This window comes from Sphingomonas sp. P3_C5, from assembly GCF_056402635.1.
The window spans coordinates 286,006-308,522 of record NZ_JBFUHA010000002.1 but is presented as its reverse complement, the minus strand read 5'-3'; the positions used below and the strand labels follow the sequence as shown (position 1 = coordinate 308,522).

25 protein-coding genes are annotated in these 22,517 nt (G+C 64.4%); 12 read left to right on the top strand and 13 right to left on the bottom strand.

Annotation, left to right across the window (positions count from 1 at the left end):
* Positions 1-80: 80 nt before the first annotated feature.
* Together AC1DVS_RS07670 and AC1DVS_RS07665 are read right to left on the bottom strand one after the other, a co-directional pair.
* Positions 81-566: a hypothetical protein gene (locus AC1DVS_RS07670; RefSeq protein ID WP_478021780.1), complete on the bottom strand. Its 486-nt coding sequence runs from the start codon at positions 564-566 to the stop codon at positions 81-83.
* Entirely contained in the window at positions 563-1,360 is a 798-nt protein-coding gene (locus AC1DVS_RS07665; protein WP_478021778.1) for a hypothetical protein, read from the bottom strand. Before AC1DVS_RS07665 ends, AC1DVS_RS07670 begins: the two co-directional genes overlap by 4 nt.
* 84 nt (positions 1,361-1,444) lie before the next feature.
* Here AC1DVS_RS07665 and AC1DVS_RS07660 point away from each other — a divergent pair, with 84 nt between their 5' ends.
* Both AC1DVS_RS07660 and AC1DVS_RS07655 read left to right on the top strand, forming a co-directional pair.
* Positions 1,445-1,861, top strand: a complete 417-nt coding sequence (locus tag AC1DVS_RS07660; RefSeq protein ID WP_478021777.1) for a hypothetical protein — start codon at positions 1,445-1,447, stop codon at positions 1,859-1,861.
* 231 nt (positions 1,862-2,092) lie between these two features.
* Positions 2,093-2,611 (top strand): DUF3828 domain-containing protein, encoded by a 519-nt coding sequence (locus AC1DVS_RS07655; RefSeq protein WP_478021776.1) that lies wholly within the window; start codon positions 2,093-2,095, stop codon positions 2,609-2,611.
* Between the two features lie 173 nt (positions 2,612-2,784).
* On the opposite strand, the gene AC1DVS_RS07650 is transcribed toward AC1DVS_RS07655, so the two are convergent.
* Positions 2,785-3,093 (bottom strand): hypothetical protein, encoded by a 309-nt coding sequence (locus AC1DVS_RS07650; protein WP_478021774.1) that lies wholly within the window; start codon positions 3,091-3,093, stop codon positions 2,785-2,787.
* 208 nt (positions 3,094-3,301) lie between these two features.
* On the opposite strand from AC1DVS_RS07650, the gene AC1DVS_RS07645 reads away from it, so the two are divergent.
* From AC1DVS_RS07645 to AC1DVS_RS07630, 4 genes are all read left to right on the top strand, one after another.
* Positions 3,302-4,630 (top strand): hypothetical protein, encoded by a 1,329-nt coding sequence (locus AC1DVS_RS07645; RefSeq protein WP_478021773.1) that lies wholly within the window; start codon positions 3,302-3,304, stop codon positions 4,628-4,630.
* Positions 4,631-5,012: 382 nt separating this feature from the next.
* Positions 5,013-5,243, top strand: a complete 231-nt coding sequence (locus AC1DVS_RS07640; protein WP_478021771.1) for a DUF1993 family protein — start codon at positions 5,013-5,015, stop codon at positions 5,241-5,243.
* A 71-nt stretch (positions 5,244-5,314) separates the two neighbouring features.
* A complete protein-coding gene (locus tag AC1DVS_RS07635; RefSeq protein ID WP_478021769.1) occupies positions 5,315-5,743 on the top strand; it encodes a DUF6386 family protein in 429 nt (142 codons plus the stop codon).
* Between the two features lie 147 nt (positions 5,744-5,890).
* Positions 5,891-6,457 (top strand): DUF1993 family protein, encoded by a 567-nt coding sequence (locus AC1DVS_RS07630; protein ID WP_478021768.1) that lies wholly within the window; start codon positions 5,891-5,893, stop codon positions 6,455-6,457.
* A 30-nt stretch (positions 6,458-6,487) separates the two neighbouring features.
* On the opposite strand, the gene AC1DVS_RS07625 is transcribed toward AC1DVS_RS07630, so the two are convergent.
* Both AC1DVS_RS07625 and AC1DVS_RS07620 read right to left on the bottom strand, forming a co-directional pair.
* Positions 6,488-7,609, bottom strand: coding sequence for a ComEC/Rec2 family competence protein (locus AC1DVS_RS07625; protein WP_478021766.1), 1,122 nt, complete (start codon positions 7,607-7,609; stop codon positions 6,488-6,490).
* A complete protein-coding gene (locus AC1DVS_RS07620) occupies positions 7,609-9,438 on the bottom strand; it encodes a S8 family peptidase (RefSeq protein WP_478021764.1) in 1,830 nt (609 codons plus the stop codon). The genes AC1DVS_RS07625 and AC1DVS_RS07620 overlap by 1 nt, the downstream gene beginning before the upstream one ends.
* Before the next feature lie 172 nt (positions 9,439-9,610).
* On the opposite strand from AC1DVS_RS07620, the gene AC1DVS_RS07615 reads away from it, so the two are divergent.
* Positions 9,611-10,228, top strand: coding sequence for a retropepsin-like aspartic protease family protein (locus AC1DVS_RS07615; RefSeq protein ID WP_478021763.1), 618 nt, complete (start codon positions 9,611-9,613; stop codon positions 10,226-10,228).
* 3 nt (positions 10,229-10,231) lie between these two features.
* Here AC1DVS_RS07615 and xth read toward each other — a convergent pair whose 3' ends face one another.
* Positions 10,232-11,008, bottom strand: coding sequence for an exodeoxyribonuclease III (gene xth, locus AC1DVS_RS07610; protein WP_478021761.1), 777 nt, complete (start codon positions 11,006-11,008; stop codon positions 10,232-10,234).
* A gap of 68 nt (positions 11,009-11,076) precedes the next feature.
* Between xth and AC1DVS_RS07605 the strand changes: the two genes are divergently transcribed.
* Entirely contained in the window at positions 11,077-11,697 is a 621-nt protein-coding gene (locus AC1DVS_RS07605; protein ID WP_478021759.1) for a YbhB/YbcL family Raf kinase inhibitor-like protein, read from the top strand.
* 5 nt (positions 11,698-11,702) lie between these two features.
* Positions 11,703-12,311 (top strand): alpha-ketoglutarate-dependent dioxygenase AlkB, encoded by a 609-nt coding sequence (locus tag AC1DVS_RS07600; RefSeq protein ID WP_478021757.1) that lies wholly within the window; start codon positions 11,703-11,705, stop codon positions 12,309-12,311.
* On the opposite strand, the gene AC1DVS_RS07595 is transcribed toward AC1DVS_RS07600, so the two are convergent.
* The 3 genes from AC1DVS_RS07595 to AC1DVS_RS07585 all read right to left on the bottom strand — a co-directional run bounded on the left by AC1DVS_RS07595 (position 12,299) and on the right by AC1DVS_RS07585 (position 16,351).
* Positions 12,299-13,489, bottom strand: coding sequence for a DUF418 domain-containing protein (locus AC1DVS_RS07595; RefSeq protein ID WP_478021755.1), 1,191 nt, complete (start codon positions 13,487-13,489; stop codon positions 12,299-12,301). The genes AC1DVS_RS07600 and AC1DVS_RS07595 overlap by 13 nt on opposite strands.
* Before the next feature lie 37 nt (positions 13,490-13,526).
* The gene (locus tag AC1DVS_RS07590) at positions 13,527-14,075 is read right to left on the bottom strand and encodes a class GN sortase (protein ID WP_478021753.1); all 549 of its coding nucleotides are present in this window, start codon (positions 14,073-14,075) and stop codon (positions 13,527-13,529) included.
* A gap of 176 nt (positions 14,076-14,251) precedes the next feature.
* On the bottom strand, positions 14,252-16,351 hold the full coding sequence (locus AC1DVS_RS07585) for a marine proteobacterial sortase target protein (RefSeq protein ID WP_478021751.1): 2,100 nt from the start codon (positions 16,349-16,351) through the stop codon (positions 14,252-14,254).
* A 230-nt stretch (positions 16,352-16,581) separates the two neighbouring features.
* On the opposite strand from AC1DVS_RS07585, the gene AC1DVS_RS07580 reads away from it, so the two are divergent.
* Both AC1DVS_RS07580 and AC1DVS_RS07575 read left to right on the top strand, forming a co-directional pair.
* Positions 16,582-17,331 carry a helix-turn-helix domain-containing protein gene (locus AC1DVS_RS07580; RefSeq protein ID WP_478021749.1) on the top strand — a complete coding sequence of 250 codons (750 nt, stop codon included), beginning with the start codon at positions 16,582-16,584 and terminating at the stop codon, positions 17,329-17,331.
* 109 nt (positions 17,332-17,440) lie between these two features.
* Complete coding sequence (locus AC1DVS_RS07575) at positions 17,441-17,896, top strand: nuclear transport factor 2 family protein (protein WP_478021747.1); 456 nt, start codon at positions 17,441-17,443, stop codon at positions 17,894-17,896.
* 31 nt (positions 17,897-17,927) lie between these two features.
* Here AC1DVS_RS07575 and AC1DVS_RS07570 read toward each other — a convergent pair whose 3' ends face one another.
* Positions 17,928-19,763: a hypothetical protein gene (locus AC1DVS_RS07570; RefSeq protein ID WP_478021746.1), complete on the bottom strand. Its 1,836-nt coding sequence runs from the start codon at positions 19,761-19,763 to the stop codon at positions 17,928-17,930.
* Positions 19,764-20,003: 240 nt separating this feature from the next.
* On the opposite strand from AC1DVS_RS07570, the gene AC1DVS_RS07565 reads away from it, so the two are divergent.
* Positions 20,004-20,399: a hypothetical protein gene (locus AC1DVS_RS07565; RefSeq protein ID WP_478021744.1), complete on the top strand. Its 396-nt coding sequence runs from the start codon at positions 20,004-20,006 to the stop codon at positions 20,397-20,399.
* A gap of 349 nt (positions 20,400-20,748) precedes the next feature.
* On the opposite strand, the gene AC1DVS_RS07560 is transcribed toward AC1DVS_RS07565, so the two are convergent.
* From AC1DVS_RS07560 to AC1DVS_RS07550, 3 genes are all read right to left on the bottom strand, one after another.
* Positions 20,749-21,123, bottom strand: a complete 375-nt coding sequence (locus tag AC1DVS_RS07560) for a DUF4168 domain-containing protein (protein WP_478021743.1) — start codon at positions 21,121-21,123, stop codon at positions 20,749-20,751.
* A 95-nt stretch (positions 21,124-21,218) separates the two neighbouring features.
* Complete coding sequence (locus AC1DVS_RS07555) at positions 21,219-21,929, bottom strand: 2OG-Fe(II) oxygenase (RefSeq protein WP_478021742.1); 711 nt, start codon at positions 21,927-21,929, stop codon at positions 21,219-21,221.
* Entirely contained in the window at positions 21,926-22,432 is a 507-nt protein-coding gene (locus AC1DVS_RS07550) for a methylated-DNA--[protein]-cysteine S-methyltransferase (protein WP_478021740.1), read from the bottom strand. The genes AC1DVS_RS07555 and AC1DVS_RS07550 overlap by 4 nt, the downstream gene beginning before the upstream one ends.
* Between the last annotated feature and the right edge of the window lie 85 nt (positions 22,433-22,517).

Below are 22,517 nucleotides of genomic sequence, written 5' to 3'. Positions count from 1 at the left end.
GGAGGGGGGTTGGGCTGGCACGGTGCCTTCCTGGGTTAGGAGCCGCGGACGTGTGCGGGTGCGTTTGCCGGGCGCGCTCATTATTCTCCCCTCCCGCTTGCGAGGGGGGATTCAGAAACCTCCTTCATCGCCCGCAGCCGGGCCTTCCACCCCGCCCAGACCAGCTCTCCCAGAAAATCCTGCACGCTCAGCCCCTCGCGCCGCGCGGCGACGATCATCTCTCGGGCAAGTTCGGGCTTGCGCTGCTGGACATAGGAAATCGGTACCGCCGGCACTGATCGCGGGCGCGTACCTTTCCGCCAGTGCGGCGTCTCGTTGCTGACCGCAGCCGTGCGCTTGCCGGTCGACACCAATGTGATGCGCCGGGTGCGCTGGAAACGCTCCACCTCGATCAGCCCCCGCAATTCCAGCCTGCGCACGAGATTGACGGTCGTCGAGATCGAATTGCAGCCAGTCCGCTCCTGGATGTCGTCTGCGGTCGGGGCCTGGCGCCCCGCCTCGGCCGCTTCGGCGATCAGCGCCAGCGTTGCACGCTCCATCTCGGTGAGCCCTTCGGTCCTGCTCATGCCGCCACCTGCGTCGCTAGCTGGCGAGCCGGCGCGCCGATCGGCACGGGCGGACCGCTGCCACGCCGTGCCGGCCACGCGGTCGGTGCCCCCTTTGCCCAGGGCCTGGCATCGAGTTGCGCGAGATATGCAACGCGTTGCGCCTCGGACATCGCCGGCGCTGCCCGGACCGCGCCCTCACCCAGCTCGAGCGCCTTGAGGAAATTCCCCGGGCTTTCGAGCATCCAGCCGAGTGTCGCTTTCCAGCCCCGCGCATTGCCGCCGCAATGGAACCGGCTTGCCGCGATATTGCCGATCGCATCGAACACCGCCTGCTCGCCATGCGCCCTGGCCCGCTGCGCCAGCTTTGCCTTGCGGCCGGCATCGAGCGGGCGGGCCTGGCTGAGCCCTGCGCTCGCCGCAGCCGCGTTCCACGCCTTCACGGTGCGATCGGCCAGGCCAGGAGCATTCGCCTCGAAGGAGAGCGGCAGCAGCGGTGCGGACTCCACATCGCCCGCTCGCGCCCGGGCCGTCGCCGCCGAATCCTTGTTACGTTCCCTGTAGCGTGCCTGACGCTTCGCGCCAGCCGATCTCGTATCGGCTACAGCCTCCATCGCGGCGACCGCGCTGACGATTTGTTCACCCGGCATGCCGGCCGCGATCATGTGCTGCAGCGCTGTGGCGATTACGCCCATCATGCTCTCCTCATATGACGGATCACCAGCCGGCGATCGCGATTGATGATGGGGCGGTGCCGCATGGGCCAGCGGAGCGGAGCCGCTCGCGCTCGACATTTTTTCGCGAATCACCGCCATAAAGAGATGCTACGATATTTGTAGCTTTATGGCAAGAAAAATACGCTATACGTTGCGAACGATAAACCGGAATTGGCGGCCCTGATGCTTGGATCCAAAGCGCTTCTCACTGAGCTCAACCGCCTCAAGGCGCAGGGGCTGACAACCAACGCGAAGCTCTCGCGCCTGCTCGAACTCCCCTCCTCGCGGATCGCCGAGATCTTCGCCGGCAAGCGCCAGGTGACGATCGACGAGATGAAGATCATGGTCGAGCATTTCGGGCTCGAAGGCGCGGCGCAAACCCCTAATGCAGAGACACTCGAGCCGATCCTCGATGCCCTGCTCCCGCTCGCGCCCCCGGGAAAGCTGACGGATCAATCGCGGCGAGCCTTAGCCGAAGCGCTGTCATATGGTCTCGAGCTGCTAGGAGCGCCGTCTGCCAGTCAGGCCAGCCCGGATGCGCTAAAGGTGGCTGCTCGCGCAGCAGCCGCTCGATTTCGCGAGACAGCGATAGCATCGTGACGCGGCAGAGCGCGCAATCAAGATAACAGGGCGAGCAGCCCTTAACGCATTCCGGGCTGTCGAGCGTGGTGCGTTCCATGGATGTGCGCGACTCCGTGCAATGTTCTTTATTTGTTCTGATCACTTGAATCCAACTTGTCTAGGATTTTTCCTATGCCAGTCGCCGCGCTGTCGCTTTGCCACGGCGCATCTGCGATAGATTCCGCCGGAGCATTCGGAAGGGGAAGTGGCATGCGAAAATTCCTGACACTGAGCGGGTTATTGGCCGGCGCGCTGGCCTCCGCCGTACCCGCCGGAGCGGCGACACCCGCCGAGCTCAAGGCGGCTAAATCCTATGTCGAGCGCGTCTATCGCGCCATTCCCGGGCGCTTCGACTATGCGGCGGTGCACTATGCGCCTGAGCTGAAGAATCTGGTCGATCGCGACGCCGCCTGGTCTCGGGCGAGTGGGGATGTCGGCGTCATCGACGGCATAATGTTCTGCGACTGCCAGGATACCGCGCCGAATTACCGGATCGTCAGCATCAGCGTGGCGGCGAGCCGCACGACCGGAGCGGTCGTCACGGTGATGCTGCGGAACGAAAAGACCGGGCGCTTTACGGTCGATCTGATCCGCTCGCGCGGTCACTGGTTGGTGGCGGACATCCATTCGCCAGAGACACCGAGCTTTCTCGGCCTGTTGCGACACCAGGTCCCGCGCGAAGAGGCGGAACTCCGAAAATCCAAAGGATCACGGCAGCGCCGGCGGTAACGCGCCGTTGGAAATGTCATGAGGGTCCTGACAGTTTTCTGTCTGTACAGAACATTGTACAGGTAGACACTGACATCCAGGCACAGCAGGCCCGAAGTGGGCGCTCAAGCAATTGAATTCGAATGGAAAGACGGGCGGCGACCGCAGCCGCCGCCCCGAATGTGCTTAAAGGCTCAGCGGCAGATGCGCACGCGGTGATGCCAGCGCCACTCAGTCCAGCAGCGGTAGCGCCAGCCATAATCGGCATGCCGCCAATATGGTCTGTGCCAATAGCCGCGATAGCCGTATCCACGGTCGCCGCGCCAGCCGCGATCGCCATGCCAGCCGCGGTCACCGCGCCAGCCACGATCGCCATTCCATCCGCGATCATCGTGCCAGCCACGGCCGCCATCGCCATGCCAACGTTGCGCCTCTGCGCTCGTGCTCGCAGTCATCGCGGCAACCACAAGGCCGGTTGCGGCGAAGATATGGGGAATCCTCATCGTCCTTTCCTTTCCGCCCGGGGATCGGGCGAGAGGGAAAATACGCGTTTCCGCCGCACTGGTTGCTGAATGCGCTGGTAATCCCTTGTACAGGCTTGCCTGCAGCTTGCGGCCCGTGACTGGGTCCGAAGGGCATTGCGGCGCCTTGCCTCGATTCAACCACAAGACATTCCATGGTTAGCCAGCGCCCCCACTCAAGGACGCGTGAATGGCAAGCCAACCACCATATCCGATCGACGACATACAGCCGCCCGACGTCGCGCCGGCGCCTGAGACTGAAACCGCCTCGTCGGCTACTGACCCATCAGCGGTGCCAACTTCCGAAATTCCAGCAGAGCCCTCGGCCGAACCAGATCCGATCGAGCCCGTTACCGACGCCGACGATGCCGAGGCGCCGGCACCCACATCCGCGCCCGGCACCATCCCTGCGCCCGCCGCGCCGGTTGGGGCAAAAAGCGTGCGCGGCGGCAACATGTTCATGCGTGTGCTCAGCCGGGCGATGCAGGACCTCGACGTCGTGACCGGCGGCACCCGTGCCGCGACCTATGACGAAGTCAATGCGTATGTCGGTCACGCCATCAGGACAGAGCATGAACTCGAGCGTAGCGCGATCGCCGCCCAGACACATGCGCCGCAACCAGCCGAGGCGGCGGCAACGGTCAACGATAGCTCAGGCGCACGCGACCAGGGCCCCGATCAGCACGGCGACCCACACGGCGCTACCGCCACGGACGAAGCCCTTCCGGCATCGCGACTCCCCGATGGCCGGACAGTTTTCGATGCTCCACATGCGCAGAGCGCCACATACTGGCGCTCTGCGTTCACGCCGGCTGACCCGAAGGCCATCAACGGCATGGGCAGTCAGCCGAAACTGGTCGAAGCGGCCCAGGAAGACCCGGCGCTGCAGCAGGTCGATTTCCGGCCACTCGATTTCTGGTCACCCTATGTCAAGCGCTCCAAGCATTATTGGGAACTTCAGACCCGGCTGGAAAATGCGGGCGATCACGACAGTTATTATTTCAAGTCCGTTGCCAAGATGACGGCCAATCTCGCCAATATGGATGCGCCTTATGGAGGGCTGGCTGACCTCGACCCTCAGGTCCGGGCCTATAGCGAGAAGCTCAGCCAGGCTATCGCCGCCTTCAACGACGGCCAGATCGCCAGAATATTAGCGGGTAAAATCCCCGAGCGCGGCCCTGCTCTGGATAGCAAGCTGGTTGTCGACGAACAGCAATTCATTCAAGCCAGGCTGGACAGCCTGCGGAAAAGCAACAAGCCCTTATATGATGACGTCATCGCGGGAATAAACAGAAATGCCAATGTGACGGGGTGGAAATCTCTTGCCAACAGCATCACAGATGAATCGATACATCGCGCTGCAGACGCGACCCGGCGGAGCTTGGGCAGGCCCATCGATTTTGCCAACATCAAGGACAGGATTGCCATGGGCAATCAAATGACCAAAGAAATGAGGATGATGACGGAGGCCGCGAACGAACTGCAGAGACAAAACGATATCACTGTTTCTACGTTATAGAATTTTGGGGGACCGTCATGACATTTGCCGAAAATATAAGAAGCAAAGGCCTCATCCCGGGATATGTTGCGCAAAAGGTCCTGGAAGCTGCTTTCAGTTCGGTGATATTATCGATATCCTATTGTTTAATATTGAAATATTCCGCCAATCCGGAATATTACGGACTCTACAGCTCCCCTACACCGCTTGATGCCATCGTAGCGAGCTTCGCATTCGTATTAGTATTCAATTTATTTACTCTGTACCCTGCTGCAATGCTTATACCGCTATTCATATGCAGGATGGCTTTCAAACTCGGCCGAATGCCAACTGCGATCATATCTGCACTTTCCTCTCTATCATATGTCGTGGTTTGGTCTTTCTCTATCGGCTTCTTTGTGACGTGGGTGATGTGGATCATCTTCATATTAACGACATTATTCGTCTTCTGGTCGTCATTTTTGCTATATTCCACCCGACAGGCGTACGAGCGCGATTCAACGGCATCGTCCTGACCGCGCTCGCGGCCTTGCTCAAAAAGGCCGATGCTTTTGCCACCGAGCAAGGCATCCCGAGCAGCGACATCGTCAGCGCGCGGCTGGCCGATGATATGCTGCCCTCGGCTATCAGCTGAAAGTAGTCATCAACCACTTGCTCGGCAAACGAAAGTCTCAGCGTGGCATTTTAAATGATATTGGAGCGGGTATGGTAAAGATCACAACGGATACGGCAACGATTTGTATGTTCGACCCGGCATGTCTGCGCCATAGGATAGACGACGCCGGGGATTGGTGGTCCATTCCAAGAGATGAATTGGCAGAAGTCAACGCAGGAAACGCTCTGATCTTAAATGTCGGTTCCGACGGTTCGTATAATGTCTATTTTGAAGAATCGCCGAGGAAAGGTATGAGAAAGTTCGCGTTGCGGATACCATCTGGCCGCTTCTTTGTCGGTCAGGGCGAGCAATTGAGCGGCGGTGGTCTGCAACCCGATGTCAAGTGGGGCGGGGAGTTCCGCGAGATCGAACCAGGCCAATACAATTGTGGTCTGCTCAAACAGGGCAGCGACCTCTACGTTCATCTCGCAAAGGGGGGCCCCGGAACCAATCAGTTGGATAATCTGATAAACTTGTAAGGAGAACTGAATTGTAAGGGGCCGACATAGGTAAGCCCCAGATTCCCTGTTATCGCTGGCGGAACAGGAATTTCAGGCGCGGCAGTTTCGTTTTCGGGCCTGCTCACTCCAGCGTTGGCCCGCGCCGATTGCGACGCGCCCGGCAAGATGCGAAGAGCCGTTTCGATCCATCACCTCGCCAAAGGAATCCGCATGGCCTTCTCGCTCTACGCCGCGACCATCCCGTCCTGCCGCCAGATCCTGGCCGCGCTCGCTGCCTTGATCAAAAAGGCCGACGCTTTTGCCGCTGAGCAGGGCATCCCTGGCAGCGACATCGTCAGCGCGCGGCTGGCCGAGGACATGCTGCCCTTCGGCTATCAGGTGAAAGCAGTGGTCAACCACTCGGTCGGCGCCGTCGAGGGGGTGCGCAAGGGCGTGTTCAGCCCGGATCGCGGCGCCTGGCCTGAGGATTTGCCGGGGCTGGAAAAGCTGGTCGCCGATGCGCTCGAAGCACTGGCGGCGATCGACCCGGTCGAGGTTGATGGCTTTATCGGCCAGGCGATGTGCTTTGCGATGACCGATCTGCGGATGGATTTCGTCGCGGAGGAATTCCTCCTCTCCTTCTCGCAGCCCAATTTCTATTTTCACGCGACAACTGCCTACGACATCCTGCGCTGGAAGGGCATGCCGCTCGGCAAGCGCGACTTTATTGGCAGGCCGCGCTTGATCGGCTGAGCCTGGCGCTTCACGGAGCCCGGCCGCCGATCAATCGAGGTTGATCTCGTCGATCGAAACATTGTCGGCCGGCAGCCCGCGATAGTGGATCTTGAATCCATGGCCGGGCTGCAGGTTCGCGAAGAAATCCGCCATCCAGTCAAGCTCGTTCGACAGGTGGATCGTATAAGCGTCGGCGCCCCGCGCCTCGATCAGCCACCTGAGCGTGTCCTGGTCAGGATTGTTGTATTTGCCGTTCGCCGAGATCACATAATGATCGGCGATCACCTGGGCGAAGAACGCCTTCACTACATCGCGGTCGCTGCCGTGATGCTGGACCTTGAGGAGATCGAGCTTGAGCGTGCCGCCGGGCATGAGGCCGGCCTTTTCGAGGCCATCGAGGATATAGTCGCCGCGCGCGTCTCCGGTGAGCAGCATCGTGCGGGTCGCGCCGCCGGTCTCGAACGCGACATGGCATACGATGCTGGAAAGATTGGGCACCGACATATCGGCATAGCTCGCGGCCTTCGCGTCCGGCTTGGCATGCGGCAGCGGCGTCTTCGCCCATTTCTCCCTGAGATCAGTGAGTTGCTGCTCGAGCGGGCCGACAATTGTGACTTGAAGACCGGCTATATCCACCGCCGCATTGGTGGCGCTGACGAAGCCGCCGATCGGTGCGTTGTCGGAAATGCCGAGCCCATCGAGCGCGTCGCGAAGATTCCTGCCCTGCCCGACGCTTGCGAGCACCGCCTGCGTCTCATGGCTGAGCGCACCGCCCGGCAGCAAGGCACCGAGCGACGCGACCGCAGCGACCGCAGCCACCGATCCGGCGGTGTGGCCGGGTTTCACCCCGGCCAGATCCTCGAACGCGTTGAACCAGAAGCGCCGCACGCGAAACGGCGGGACCTCATTCTGGTCGGCGATGTTCCGCAGCTCGGTCATCATCGCCACGAGGCCATTGATATGGTCGTCGTCGATATGGCTGACCATTGCCCAGTCGATCGCAAGGGTCGGGTCAGAGCGCTTGAGCAACATGAGCCGGGTCTTCAGCGAAGCCTGATAGACCCCGGCCGGCCCGCCATCGATCACCGCCACCCTGGTGTCGTCGCCGTCACCCCAGCGCAGCAGGAAGCAATCGCCATATTGCGCCTGCAGGACTTCGAATCTCAGCATCAGTCAGTCCTTTGCCAGGAGGCTTGCAGTGCGTGGAGGACATCGACGAGCCCGGCGCCCTGAAACGCCCGCTCGCGGCCGAGATCGACGGCCGTCTTGCACAGGATCTGCTTCACCATCGCCGGGCGGCCGATCAATTCGGGATAGCGCGCCAGCAGGATCGCCGCCGCTCCGCTGACATGCGGGGCTGCCATGCTGGTGCCGTCCATCTCGCCATAGCGATTGCCGGGAAGCGCCGAGAGGATCTTCTCGCCGGGCGCGAGGATATCAGGCTTTGCCCGCCCATCCCCAGTCGGCCCGCGGCTCGAGAAATAGCTGACACCATAACCATAGGGGCTGATCTTGTGCGTCGAGCCGACCGTGATCGCAGCTTCGGCATTGCCCGGGTCAGTGATCGACACAGTCGAGTAGCGATCGTCCAGGCTCGCCTGGCGGCTATTGCCGGTATAGCCGGCATTGCCCGCCGCCGCGACGACGACGATCCCGTCCTTCACCATCCGGTCACAGGCGTCACATACCGGCGTCCGCCCGCAGGCAAAGCTGCGGACCTTGTGCACCAGCGAGAAGCTGAGATTCGCCCCGTGCACCATCAGCGCCGAAGACAGCGTGTTGAGATAGCCGAGGAATTGCAGCGCCGAGAGGATGGTGAATTCATCCGCCGTGCCCTCGGCATCGAACACGCGGATATCGAGGAGCCGGATATCGGGGCAGACGCCAAGCACCGCGGCCGGCGCCGGCGGACAGGGCCAGTTGGCGCCGATGATGCCGGCGACATGCGTGCCATGTTCCTGGACCGGAACGGGATAGGCGGCATCATGCGGTACGCGCAGCTCCTCGCGCAGCAGGGACCAGTCGATGCCAAGCCCCTGCCCCAGCCGGTCGAGCAGAGTGTCCGCCACTTTCTGCGACAATCCAGCCTTGGCCGGGTTGCTCAGGATCGAGCGCACGCGTGTGAAATCATAGGTTTCATAGACGCGCGAGGAGAAGGTATCGGGCGCGATGGGCGGGTCTTGCGTGGCAAAGCACGCATGCGTTGCGTCGATCCCGCTATCCACCACTGCCCAGGTGATCTTTGCGGTCGAGGCATGGAACAGGTTCTCGCTGGCATCGGCCTTGATCGTCCGCCGCGAAAAGGCGACCGAGAGCTGGCTCCGGCGATTGGGGTAGATATGGTCGATCGCCGCCTTTGCTGGCGCGCCATGGATGAACTCCACACCGATCCACAGTTCGTCAAAGGCGCCCAGCATCTCCATGATGTCAGGGTTGACGCCGTGCGCGGCATGACGCCGCCTCGGGGCTGCGGGCGATCGCCCCCGGCCCCTTGGGTGGGTGCGCTCGCCGACGAGCCGCTGGCCGCGCCCGGTCATCAGCAGGTGCACGAGGCCGGCGGTTGCCGCGAAGGCGAAGAACTCGACTTCGTTCGAGCTGGCAAAGCGGTGATTCGGGTCGCTGAGCGCCTGTTTGACGCTCGACATCTGCTTGAGGTCGTGCGGCAATGCCTGCCACCATGCGGTCAGCGGCGCTGCGGAGCATATCAGTTCATCAAGCGTCAGCCGGGCGACCACGCTGTTGACGTTCGCGGCGACGTCAGCGGCATCGGACGGATGGTGCATCGCTTCCATGCCGCTGCGCAGGGCGCCGGCGATCTGGCCGGGCTCCGAGCCACTGGCGGCGGTCAGCAACAGATCGCAGCGGAGATCGGGTGTGAGCGGGCCGTGGGAATCGTCGATATATTCTTCCCAGACGTCGGGCGAGATCGGCGAATGCTGCAGGAAGCGGCTGCGGCCAAATGCCTCGTCGATGATGTCGAAGAGCTCGGTCACGTCCATGCGGCATTCTCCCCGATCGGGAGCTTACCCCTGAGGGACCGTTAGGCAAGACAGGATGCCACCGGATCGCGGGTTTCGAAGCGCGACCTGAGCGGACCGCGTGGTCAGGCTTCGTACAGGCGCGCGCGGCTAACCCCTTGCCATCCTTCGTCCGGAGTGATGGAACCGCTAAATGACTGCCGCAATGGGCCCGAACGCCCCTCTTTATCTGGTGCTGCTTTTCCTGCTGATCGCGGTGCTGTTCGCGCGGCGTTCGCCCGTGTTCAAGACGCTGCTGTCATTCGCCGCCTGGGGCGCGATCATCGCGCTGCTTGTGGTCGTGGTCGGGCAGCGCGAACGCTTCGATCCCTATCTCGGCCAGTTCGCGCGGATGCTCAAGCTCGATGGCCAGGAGGTGGTCGGCAAGGAAGTGCGGATCCGCATGTCGCGCGACGGCCATTTCTGGGCGCGCGTACGGATCGGCGGTGTGGAGCGCCGCATGCTGATCGACAGCGGCGCGACGGTGACGGCGCTCTCGACCGATACGGCGGCGGCTGCCGGGCTCGAAGTGAAGAATGCTTTGGTCCCGATCGTGCTCAACACCGCCAACGGCCAGATTACAGCGCAGACCTCGACGATCGAGGAGCTGCGGCTCGGCGACATCACCGCGCGCGATCTCTCGGTCGTGGTGTCGCCGGCGTTCGGCGACACCGATGTGCTGGGCATGAACTTCCTGTCGCGGCTGAAATCATGGCGGGTCGAAGACGGCGTCCTCGTGCTGGTCCCGCATCATCCGCAGGACCCGATATAAAGCTCAGTCTTCAGCGAGGCTGATCCACACCGGCGCATGGTCGCTGCTCTTTTCCCAGCCGCGAACATGCATATCGACCTGCGCGTCCAGGAGGCGCGGGGCGAGCGCGGGGCTGAGCAGCAGGTGATCGATGCGAAGGCCGGCATTGCGGGCATAGGCGTTCCGGAAATAGTCCCAGAATGTGTAGATCGTCTCGTCCGGGTGGCGGCTGCGCAGGGCGTCGAGCCACCCCTGATCGAGCAGGCGGAAGAAGGCGGCGCGCACTTCGGGCGCGAACAGGGCGTCGTCGAGCCACCGCTCGGGCTTGTAGACGTCGCGCTCGGTCGGCATCACGTTGAAGTCGCCGGCGATGACCACCGGCATTCCGCTCTCCATCAGCTCGGCGGCATGCGCGATCAGGCGCTCGAACCAGGCCAATTTGTATTCGAATTTGGGCCCGGGCCGCGGATTGCCATTGGGGAGGTACAGGCCGGCGACGAGCACGCCGTTGACCGCTGCTTCGATATAGCGGCTGTGGAGATCGTCGGGATCGCCCGGCAATCCCCGCCGCGTCTCGACCGGCGCACCAGCGCGGCTCAGGATCGCGACGCCGTTCCAGCTCTTCTGGCCGTGCCAGATCGCGTGATAACCGGCATCCTCGATCGCGCTCAGCGGGAATTTCTCCTGCGGCGCCTTGAGCTCCTGGAGGCACACCACATCCGGCTGCCTCTCGCCGAGCCAGCGCAGCAGCACGGGCAGGCGGCCGTTGATGCCGTTCACATTGTACGTCGCGATCTTCATTGGCGGCCCTCGGATACCGGCGGATGGTTCGCGGGTTGAGCAGCGACAACCCAAACAGGAGACGGGTGATGCTCGAACATGTTCCAGAGTGGCTCGGCCAGATGCTGCACCGCGTCCGGGCCGGGCATGCCAGGCTGGTCGTGGTCGATCCCGCGCTGGCGACGGACGCCGTGATCGATCTTTCGAGCCCTGCCTTCGCGAACGGGGCTCGCCTGCCCGAGCGTTTCACCGCGGATGGCGACGGCGTCTCGCCGCCGCTGATCTGGGGCGAGGTGCCGGAGGGAACGCAGAGCCTCGCGCTGATCGTCGAAGATCCGGACGCGCCTGCGCTTGCGCCGCTCGTCCACGCGATTGTCTGGGGCATCCCGGCGGCCGAACACCGGCTGGCCGAGGGTGCGATCCTACGCGATGGCGATGGCGGCCCCGACGGGCGCGATGTCGGCCGCAACAGCTTTTTGAGCGAAGGCTGGCTGCCACCCGATCCGCCAACCGGGCATGGCAGCCATGACTATGTCTTCCAGCTCTTCGCACTGTCGGCGACGCCGGAGCTGGGCGCGAACCCGGGCCGCGCCGCGATCGTCGAGGCGATGGCGGGCAAGGTGCTGGCGGCGGGGATATTGGTCGGCACCTATTCGCGCGGCGAGCCGAGCGGTTTGCCGCGTGAATTCAGGGATGCCGTGCCCATATAGACGCGATGCCAGCCACGCAGATCGACCTTTTCGCGCCCGCACCCGCGCCGATCGTTCCCGGGATATCGTACGCGGCTGACATCATCAGCGCAGCCGCGGAAGAGGCCCTGATCGCGGCACTGGACGCAATCGAGGTGACGCCCTTCCGCTTCCAGGGCTGGCTGGGCAAAAGGCTGACGGCTTCGTTCGGCTGGCGCTATGATTTCGACAATGGCAGCTTCAGCACAGCCGAACCGATCCCCGACTTCCTGCTTTCGTTGCGCGAGCGGGCGGCTCGCTTTGCTGGCCTCTCGCCTGAGGACCTCGTCCACTCGCTGATCGTCCGCTACGATCCCGGCGCCGGGATCGGCTGGCACCGTGATCGGCCCCTGTTCGAGCATGTCATCGGCATCTCGCTCGAAGCCCCCGCAACGCTGCGCCTGCGCCGCCGCCGTGAAGGCGGCTTCGATCGCGCCGCGCTGCCGCTGGCGCCGCGCTCGATCTATCATCTGAGCGGCGAGGCGCGGCATGATTGGGAGCACAGCATTGCAGCCATGGACGTGCGGCGCTGGTCAGTGACCTTTCGCAGTCTTTCGGAAAAAGGCTTGCGGGCTGCCTCCGGTCAGGCGCGCTGAGCCGAAGGGCCGCGCCGCACGAAGGGAATGGCGAGCGTCGTGTTGGTCAGCGCGCGCCACAGCCATTCGAGCGGGCCGTAGAGGAAGTGGCGGAACCACAGCCGGGCGATCACGATCTGGAGCGCAAAGGCGACGATTCCCATCGCCAGCGCCTCACCCTGGCTGATCCAGCTGTGCATGCCGAGGCCGAAGCCGTAAAACAGCGGCACGAAGACAAGCGACTGGGCCACATAGAAGGTGAGCGTCATCCGCCCGACCGGCGCGAGCAGCTTCAGGACCGGCTGCGCGGCGGTCTGATAGAGTTCGACGAACAGGACGACCTGGGCCGTCATCGCCGCCAATGCGCTCCAGCTCTCGAGCGCAAATCCGATATTGCGCTGTGCCGAGCCCCCGGCGTCGCCGAGGCGATTGGCGAGATCGAGAAAGACTGGGCCGATGAAATACAGCGCGATCCAGGTCAGCACAGCGCCGCCCAGCACGAAGCGACGCTCCAGGACGAACAGGCGCGGATCAGCGAAGAAACCGATCCTGCCGAGCAACAGGCCGATAATGAACAGCCCGGCAATCTCGCTCAGCCGGCCGGTTTCGATGTAATACCACCATTTGGAGAGCGCACCGTCGACCAGATTGGCGTTGAAGGCCTGGCTCAGCGAACCGTCAGCCACGATTTTCAGGCTCGAATCGTCAAAGAAGTGCGGCAGCCGCTGCGCCCATTCAGCACCCGCAAAAGCACTTCCCGCGTGGATCAGCAGCGGCAGTTCGGCGAAACACAGGGCAGCGATCACCAGCAGGACCGAGCGGCTCTTGATGCGATGGAACAGCAGCAGGAGCAGCCCCATCGGCGCCAGGATCTGCAGGATATCGCCGCGATAGACGATGCCGTGGAGAAGCCCGAAGACGAACAGGATCACCAGCCGCCAGGCGAAGCGCGCGCTGAAATCGACGCCGCGCCTGGCCGCGCGATCCATGATGATGAAGAAGCTGAGGCCGAAGCACAGAGCGAACAGCGCGAACGCCTTGCCCGCGAACAGGCCGAAGACCCAGTCATGCACTGCGCTCGGTGTGGGATGCACCCAGTAGAGCTCGAACAGCTCGACCATATGGACCAGGAACAATCCCATCAGCGCGAAGCCGCGCAGGGAATCGACCAGCTCAAGGCGCGATTGTTGCTGTTCCATGCATCCCCCGACTGCCCTTTGCGGGCTCAGCGCGCTTCTATCGGGCTCGTGGCGCGGCGGCAACTTCGGTCGCGTGGACGACATAGCGGAGCGGACCGTGGCCGATCGCACCGAACGGATAGCAGGTCGCGAGCGCCAGCGCCCTGCCTTCGCCTTCGGTTATGGCGAACTGGTCCCACCGCACGATCTCGGCGCCCGTGACGCGGTACCGGTGCATCACGCCGTCGATCCCTTTGATCTGCACCACATCGCCAATCCGCACATCCTTCAGGAAAGCGAAATGCGTGTCGCGGTGTGCGGCGATCACCGTGGTTCCGGGCTTTCCGAGCGCGGCGGCGCCCGGCAGCAGGGTCGGCCCGAATGCCATCGCCTGCCCCGATCCGGTGTCCAGCACGATCCGCGTCTCGCCCAATCGCGGGACGCTCAGCCGGGCGGCGGGGGCCATGTCAGCCCAGCCCCATGGCTTTTGTGGATGGCCCGTGGCGACACTGCGATCGAAGGCGCGCTCGAGCAGCATCTGCGCGACCGCTGCCTTAACGGGGATCATCGCGCCGGCGGCGATCTGGGCAAGACCGGCAATGCACAAGGCTAGCAGAGCCCCGCGAAAGAACCGACGCCCTCGTCCCTCTCCCAGCGGGAGAGGGAGGGAGGAGCGCAGCGACGGAAGGGTGAGGGTGACGCAGCCCATCACCCTCACCCCGCGCTGCTGCGCAGCTTGCCCCTCTCCCGCCGGGAGAGGGGAAGAAGAGCGTGCGCCACCCATCACTTCGCCACCCGCCCGCGGCGGAGCCATCCAAGCCCCGCCAACCCCATAACCAGCATCAGCAGCCCGCTCGCCAGCGTTGCCTCGAAGTCAGTCGCGGTCTGTGGCAGATCGAGCCCCTTCGCCTGCTGTTCGGCGGCACGCGCTGCCATCGTATTGCTGTTGGCAAGCGCCGCCTGTGCCGCCGCACCACCAAACAGCGTGTCGAAATCCCAGCCCGCTGGCAGGTTCACCGGCAGATCCTCGCGAGAGAGCGTCTCGCCCGCCGGCCGCACGGGCGTCTCGTCGATCGCAACCAGGCTGGTCTGGCTGGTGACGATCGCGTGCTGGATGCCGATCTCCGCAATCTGTGCGTCCGCTGCGTCGCCGTCGATCTTGCTCATTGCCCGCTCCGCCTCGATATCGTCGATCCGCCGACGCGCCCATAATTTCGCCACCGCCGGGCTCGCGATCGCATCGGCGAGCTTCACCGTCTGCGACCAGCGCTTGCCGTTGATCGTGCCGCTGATCGTCATCGTGCCGCTCGCCGCATTCCCGTGCCCGAGCAGCACGAGCGGTTCGCCGACATAGAGATCGGGCAGCAGTTTCGGCGTCAGGTCGAGATCGGTTCCCGTCACCGTCACCCGCACATCCTGCATGCTTGGGCGGCGCAGGGTTTCGAGCAGGGACGTCATCTTCGCCGGCTCTTCGGCGGGTGTGCCGACATGGGTGTAGGTGCCGCGCCCCATCGTCGCGAGGCGGGACATGAGATAGTCGTTCGGTGCCGAACCAATGCCGACCATGAACACATGGGAACGCCCGCCGTCCTGGCCGAGCAGCGCCAGCATCTCCGCTTCGTTGGATATCTCGCCGTCAGTCAGGAATATGATCTGGCGGACCATGCCGGGATCGTCCGAGGCAGCGGCATCGGCGAGCGCGGCCTTGAGCGCCGGCAGCATCTCGGTTCCGCCATTCGCCTGCAGACCCTGGGCAAAACGGGTGGCGATCGCGACCTGATCGGCGCTGGCGGGCACGCTGTGCTCGAACAACTGAGTCATCGTGTCGTCGAAGCGGATCACGTTGAACTTGTCCTGCGGCCTGAGCGTCGACAGGGCATGGACCAGGCTTGCCTTGGCTTCCTCCATCGAACTGCCGCCCATCGACCCGCTATTGTCGATCACGAACACCATCTCGCGCGGCGGCACGATAAGGCGGGCGGTGTCGGCGGGCGGGACGACCGTCGCCATCACATAGTCGCCGTCGTCCCTGTGCTCGCGGAACAGGCCGATGGTCGGGTCGGCCGAAGCCGACCGCCAGTCGAGCTCGAAATCGCGGTCAGCCGGCACCGTGCCGTCGGAGAGCCGGATGGTGCGATCCTCGCCCCGACCGCTGACCGAGATATGATGATAGGGGCTGATGATGTTGGCAGGCGCGAAACCCGGCGCGAGATGTACGGTGATCGAAACCGGGTTGAGGGTTTGACCCAGCTTCGGGTCAAGCACCGGCGCCGAGGTTACCGCCCGTGCATCCGCCACACCCTGCGCCGTCGTCTGGGCGTGCGGCGGCGTGTAGCGCGGCGCGACGACCAAAGGCAGGCGGAGCGAGAAAGCGCCCGAGGCCTGCCGCACCGGGGCCTGATATTCGATCGCGATCAGCACCGTCTCGCCGGGGCCGACATTGGCGACATTGGTGCTGAACATGTTGGGCCGCTGCTGCTCGACCAGCCCCGCCTTGCGGCCGCTTGCCTTCGCCTTTTCGTACATCTGCCGCGCTACCTCGCGCTTCTCGATCTTGCCGATAATCACGCGCTGGCCGACCACCATCTTGAGGCTGTCGACAGCGCCGTCCTGCGGCAACGGATAGAGATAATGCGCCTCCATCCAGCGGTCCGAAGTGTTGCGGAACGCCTGGGTGACGCGGACCCGGGCGACCGATCCGCTGACCGTCACGTCCATATCAGTGCCGAGCCGGATCGCGGGCATCGCGGTTGCGACACCGGGGCCTGTGGCGCTCAGCATCAACGTGCCGCTGGTGGGCCCCGCATCATCGGCGTCGGCGGTCGCGTTCTGGTCCGCGGCGGCTGATCGCGCCGGCAGCAGGATCGCGGCAGGCACGGCCATCAGAATAGCAGCGGGGACCAGGCAAAGGGCGTTCGAGGGGAATAGAGAGGCGGACATTGATCGGCTCCAGTGTCGATAAGGAGCCTTCCCGTTAGGCGCGCAAAGCGCCGTACAGCCATCATCATTCCCCGCGATTTTCCGGCATTCAGGCCCGCGCTGTACGATCTTTTCCGGGCCAGTTGACGGATGTTGCGGAAATGTGCGGATAGTGCGCGGGGAGTGCGTACAGGATGCAGGATCGGGACTTGTTGGAGGCGGAGACCCGCGAGGTGGGCCACCGCGTGCGTGAGCAACTCGCGCGGCGCCGCATCTCGCGTCAGGGGCTCGCCGACATGGCGAAGATCAGCCTGTCGACGCTCGAAAAATCATTGTCGGGCACCCGCCCCTTCACGCTCGCGACGACGATCCGGCTCGAGGAGGCGCTCGGGGTCGCGCTGCGCCCGGGGCCTGCACCGGCGCCTGTGGTCTCGAATGATCTCGCGCCCGAAAATATGGGCGCTTATGCCCGCGCCGCGGTGCGGTGGATCGAAGGCCGCTATCTAACGCTCAGGCCGAGCTTCGGCAGCCCAGGCGACATCTTCGCTTATGTCACCACGATCCGCTGGGTCGACGAGACCGGGCATCTCGGCTTTTCTGAATCGCAGCGCATGGACGAGCGGTTCGAGCAGGCCGGCCATGTCTCGATGCCCAATCTTTCCGGCCATATCTATCTCGTCACCAATGTATCGGGGCAGCACCGGCTGGTAATCCTGGGCCGCCCGACGATCGAAGGCGCGCTCTACGGTCTGCTGACGACGCTGCAGGTCGGCAAGGGTTCGCAGCTCGTCCCCGTCGCCTGCCCGATCGCCCTCGCCCGGCTGGAGAGCGACGATCCGGTCATCGGCCGGATTACCGCCGACGCGCCGGCTTATGCCGGCTATCGCGAGATGCTCGACGCTGCGACCGGCGGGGATTTCGTGCGGTTTCCTGGATCAGGCTGATCCGACACGCGCCGCTTCAAATATCATATATGATCCGTTGTGCTGCCCCTGCGGTTGAGCTATCCCTTTCGCCGACATCAAATCGGGCAAAGCCCGAAAAGGCGGAGAGATGAAGATGGCGACATGGGTGAAGCTGGCTGCGGGCGTTTCCTTGTTCTGGACAGTCGCCGCTCAGGCCGCTGATCGCACGCCCGAGCAGGTCGTGAAGGACCATGTCGTGTCGATGAAGACAGGCAATGTCGATGCGGTGATGCGCGACTATGCCGCCGATACTGTCGTCATCACCCCGCCAGGCCTGGTGCCTGATCAGAAGCCCGCCACGGGCCCGGGGGTCTATTCAGGCATCGCCAATGCCCGCAAGGTGTTCGTGGTGCTCACGGGCAAGGGCAGCATCGACGGCATCCGCGCGATGGAAACCACGGTGGAGCCGCTCGGCGGCGATGTCGCGCTGCTCCACTGGATGCAGTTCCGCGGCACGCCAAAGCAGGTCTCGGGCACTGACGTCTTCGTGGTCCGGCACGGCAAGGTCGTGGTTCAGGACATCATCGTCGACGCCGCGCACTGATCTTTTACCCTAGCGACGCGCGCGCGGCCGATCAGTGCGGCTCGTGCTTGTGGCCGCCGCCATTGCCCGGATTGCCGCGTGGCGCAGCGGGCTGTGGACGCGCCACCGGCGCAGCTCGGACCTGCGGTGGCGCTGATGGCGGCCGCTGGCGCGCTTGCATCTCGGCGCGCTGCTGAGCCTGCGCTGCTTGCCGCTGCTGAACCTGCGCCTGCATCTGGGCCCGTTGCTGAGCCTGGGCAGCTTGTCGCTGCTGAACCTGCGCCTGCATCTGAGCGCGTTGCTGGGCCTGAGCAGCCTGTCGCTGCTGTGCCTGGACGGCGTGCTCTTGCGCCCGTGCCTGCCCTTGAGCGCGCCGTTGCGCCTGGGCCGACTCCCGTTGCTGCGCCTGCGCTGCCTGTCGCTGTTGGGCGCGGATAGCCTGCTCCTGCGCCCGCGCCTGACCTTGGGCGCGCTGTTGCGCCTGAGCTGCCGCTTGCCGCTGCTGCGCCTGTTCCCGGCCTTGCCGTGCCTGTTCCTGGCGCCTTTGCTGCATGTCCGCCTGCGCACGCTGGGCCTGAGCGCGCTGGGCCTGCCCGCGTTCATTGGCCTGGCGTTGCCGCGCCTGTTCACCAGCCGCGCGATCGGCCTGTAGCCGCGCGCGGATCTGCGCGTCGCGGGCGGCCGCCTGCTGGCTTGCCTGCGCCTGTTGTTGCTGACGTAGCGCCTGTTGCTGCTGACGGGCCGCGTCCCGCTCCCGCGCCTGTTGCTGGTCGCCGAGCGCACGCGCCTGCTGGGCACGCACCGCCTGTTGACGCGCGAAGTCAGTGCGCTGCTGTTCCTGGGGCTGGGGTCGCTGACGTTCGATGCCTGGTCCCGAGACGAACGCGCCCGGAGCCTGCCGATCACCCTCGCGCGCGGCGCGGGCGACCCGCTCGCGCTCCTGCATCATGGCCCGCTGACGTGCCGCCGCATCGCCGTCAAAGCCAGCAGCGGGCGGCGCGAAACGGTTCTGGTCCTTCGCCCATTTCGCCCTTGTCCAGGCGGCGKGGATTGCGCGGGGCGGCGGCGGGGTCCGGAAATCCTGCCCCTGCCATGCAGCGAAGCGCACTGCGTCCGCCCGGCGGCGAGCCTGCTCCTCGCGCCAATGCTGCGCCTGCTGGGCTTCGGTCCGCTGATGATAGTCCTGCCACGCACGCTGCGAGGCACGGGCGGCAGCCCAGCGCTGCGCATCGACGATCGCCTCCCGCCGCGCCGCCCAATTGGCGGCGATCACCGGCCTGCGCTGGCGCGATGCCTGATAAAGATCGCGGCCACGGACATAATAGCGCGAGGCGTAATCGAGCCTCGGCCCGTAATCGGTATAAGGGACAAGGCCGCCGTCGCGGCCATACACTACCGCCAGCCGTCCATTGTCATAGCCATAGCCGTAATCGGGATCGCGCACGAAATAGGGCGTGTCGGCACCGGGGCGATAATAATAATAGCGATAGCCGTCATCGAGCGGTTCGACGAACGCGATCGAATCGTCATAGCCCTGCCATGCCCAGGGCTGCGCATCGCCATAATAGAATCCGTAATCCGGCGGTGCATCGCCGAGCGCGTCGGCGAAGTCCCACGCGTCCTCCGCATAAGCGTAGCTCTCGCGGGGATCAGCGACGCGGACGGTGCGGATCGGACGGGCTGCTGGCAGCATTTGGGCCTCTGGCGCATAAGCGGGCGCGGTGACGTCGCCGGGCGCCAGAGGCAGGGTCGCCGGCAATGCGGGAAGCGTGGCCGATTGGCTGCGATCGACTGAGCCGGATGGGTTGCAGCCGGCCAGGGCAAGAGCCGCGGCGATGGCGGTGAAGGTGCTGGCCCCGCAAAGGCGCGACCGAAAGCGACTGGTCATGGCATCTACTCCTCGATGCCCCCCAAGAGCGCGCAAGATGCGACAGCGTTCCTGAACTCGCGCTGGCCCGGCCGTTCATCGGGGCGCCAGCCCCTGCCGCTCGCATACCCCGACGATGAATGGAGGCTGCAAGGCCCATTCCGGACCCATTCACCGCGACTCGCCGATAACCGCATTCAAGCCGGCACGGCCACGCGTTCGATCGGAACGTCCCGCGCCTTGCAGATGAAGGAGCGAGACATGAAGACCCTTTTCACCAAAGCCGCCCTTGCCCTGGCGCTCGGCGCCACCGCATTGACCGTCGCGGCACCCGCCGAAGCACAGCGCTACGGCGGCGGATATCGCCACAATGACGGCACCGGCACCGCGATCGTCGCGGGGATCGCCGGCCTCGCCATCGGTGCTGCGATCGCTTCGAGCAACAATCGCCGCGACGGCTATTATGAAGACCGCGGCTATTATGATCAGCGCGGCTACGACCAGTATCGCCACTACCATCGTCATCACCGGCATGACCGCGATCGCGACCGTCGCTGGGACGATCGCGACGGGCGGGACGGCTATTATAATGACGGTGGCAGCCATGGCGGCGGCTATTACGGCGATGGCTATCAGGGCCGCCGCTCCGGCTACTGACGACGAATCCATCCGGGCGGATCCCAAGCACGCCCGGATGGAACCGGAATCGCTCAGGCGTGTTTATACGGATGAAGCGGCGTGTCCCCCCTCACCGCTTCAGCGCTAAAAAGCCCCGCCAGCATCCCCCCGCTGGCGGGGCAACTCGCATCTGGGGTCTTTTGTGCAGCAACTTTCGCTGAGCAAAGACAGGCCGGGCATCATCGCTGATACCCGGCCTGCCCCACCACCGGAAAATGGCTCGCCATCGAAAATACCGAGGCCAAAATCGGTCGGCCACTCAGTTCAACCATATTGGTCGAAGCCGCCAAGTTCGTAATTATCCGAATAGGAGCGCGAATTCTCGCCCCTACCCTCCCAACACTGTGTCCATCATCACCTTGCGTACCCGGTTGCCCAAGACCGGATCGGCCTCGACAGCCTTGCTGATCGCATTGAAGCTCGCGGGATCGAGCGCATAGCGGCCGAGGATCGTCTGCCGGGCGGCATTCGCCTGTTGCTCGATCGCGGTGCGCTCGGTCGGCGTCGCGGCTGCCGTGCGCGCCGCCACCGCGTTGTTCAACTGCTGCAGCGCGGCCATCGCGCCGGCATAGTTGCGCACCTCTTGGTCGGTCACGGCCTTTGCAGGCGCGGAAGCGGTGTCGGCCTGCGCCGGCAGGCACGAAACCGCACCCGCCGCCAGCACAAGGGCCGCGCTGAATATCCTGAGCGTCATCATGGACATAGAGTCTCCTCCTGCCCGGCACGCGCGTCAATATGTCCGCGCACCGCTGATCGAGCGCGAGCCTCGCTCCGTCGCGGCGTGTCGCGCCCGCGCGTTCAACGGGCGTCGTGGAAGATGATACCGAGCGTGTGACGGTGCCCCGAACGCAGCCGGCTGACACCGTGGCGCAGCTTCACCCGATAATCGCCGCGAACGCCCTTGCTCGGCCGCTCGTTCACCGCGAACACCACTGCATCGCCCTTGCCCAGCGGCACCACTTCAACGCGGGTCTGCATCCGCGGGCGCTGTTCAGTCATCACGAATTCGCCGCCGGTGAAATCAGCACCAGGCGCGGACAAAAGGATCGCGAGCTGCAGCGGGAAGGCGAGATCGCCGTACATATCCTGGTGGAGGCAATTATAATCACCCTCGCCATATTGGAGCAGCAGCGGCGTCGGGCGGCTCTGGCCTGCGGCATGGCACTGATCGAGCCAGGCGGCATGATCGTCCGGATAGCGGGTCGCAATCCCCATCCGCTCATTCCACCGGTTCGCGATGGGCGCGAGGCGCGGGTAAAAGGCGCTTCGCAAGCCCTGAATGAGCGACGGCAACGGATAGCTGTAATAGCGATATTCGCCCCGCCCGAAGCCGTGCCGTGCCATCACGACATGACTTCGGAATGCGTCGCCCGGACCGTAGGCAGCGGCCAGCGCATCGCATTCGGCATCGGCGAGCAGCCCCGGCAGCACGGCGAACCCCGCCGCGTCGAGATCGGCGCGAACCCGCTCCCAGTCGATCGCGGCCACGCGTGCGGCAGAATCGCTCACGCCACTGCCTCCATATTGATCAATCGCCGCTTGCGCTGGACACCCCAGCGATAGCCCGAGATCGCGCCATCGGCCTTCACCACCCGGTGGCAAGGTATCACCACCGCGAGGCGGTTGGCAGCGCAAGCCGCCCCAACCTCCTGCGCCGTCGCCGCGATGCCGAGCGATTTGGCCAGCGCGCCATAGCTGGTGGTCTCGCCGGGCGGGATGCGGGTGAGCGCGGTCCACACGGCCCGCTCGAGATCGGAGCCGCGCAGGTCGAGCGGGAGGCCGAGATGGGTGTTCGGCGTCTCAACAAGCTGTTCTACCACGGCGATCCGTTCCGCGAGCCCGGCCTGATCCTCGACCAGTTCCGCGTCGGGCAGCGTCTCGCCAAGCTCCCGCCGCAACCGGCCGCGATCGTCACCGATCAGGATTGCAGCCAATCCCACGCCGCTCGCCGCGACCAGGATGGAGCCGAGCTTCGTCTCGCCAAAGCCATAGATGATTGTTTCGATTGCCATGAGATCCGTCCTCAGATGCGTTGCCGGCACGGGATGGCAGAGGATGACGCGCGAAGCGCCCCGCAGGTTGCGTTCAAATTCCGAT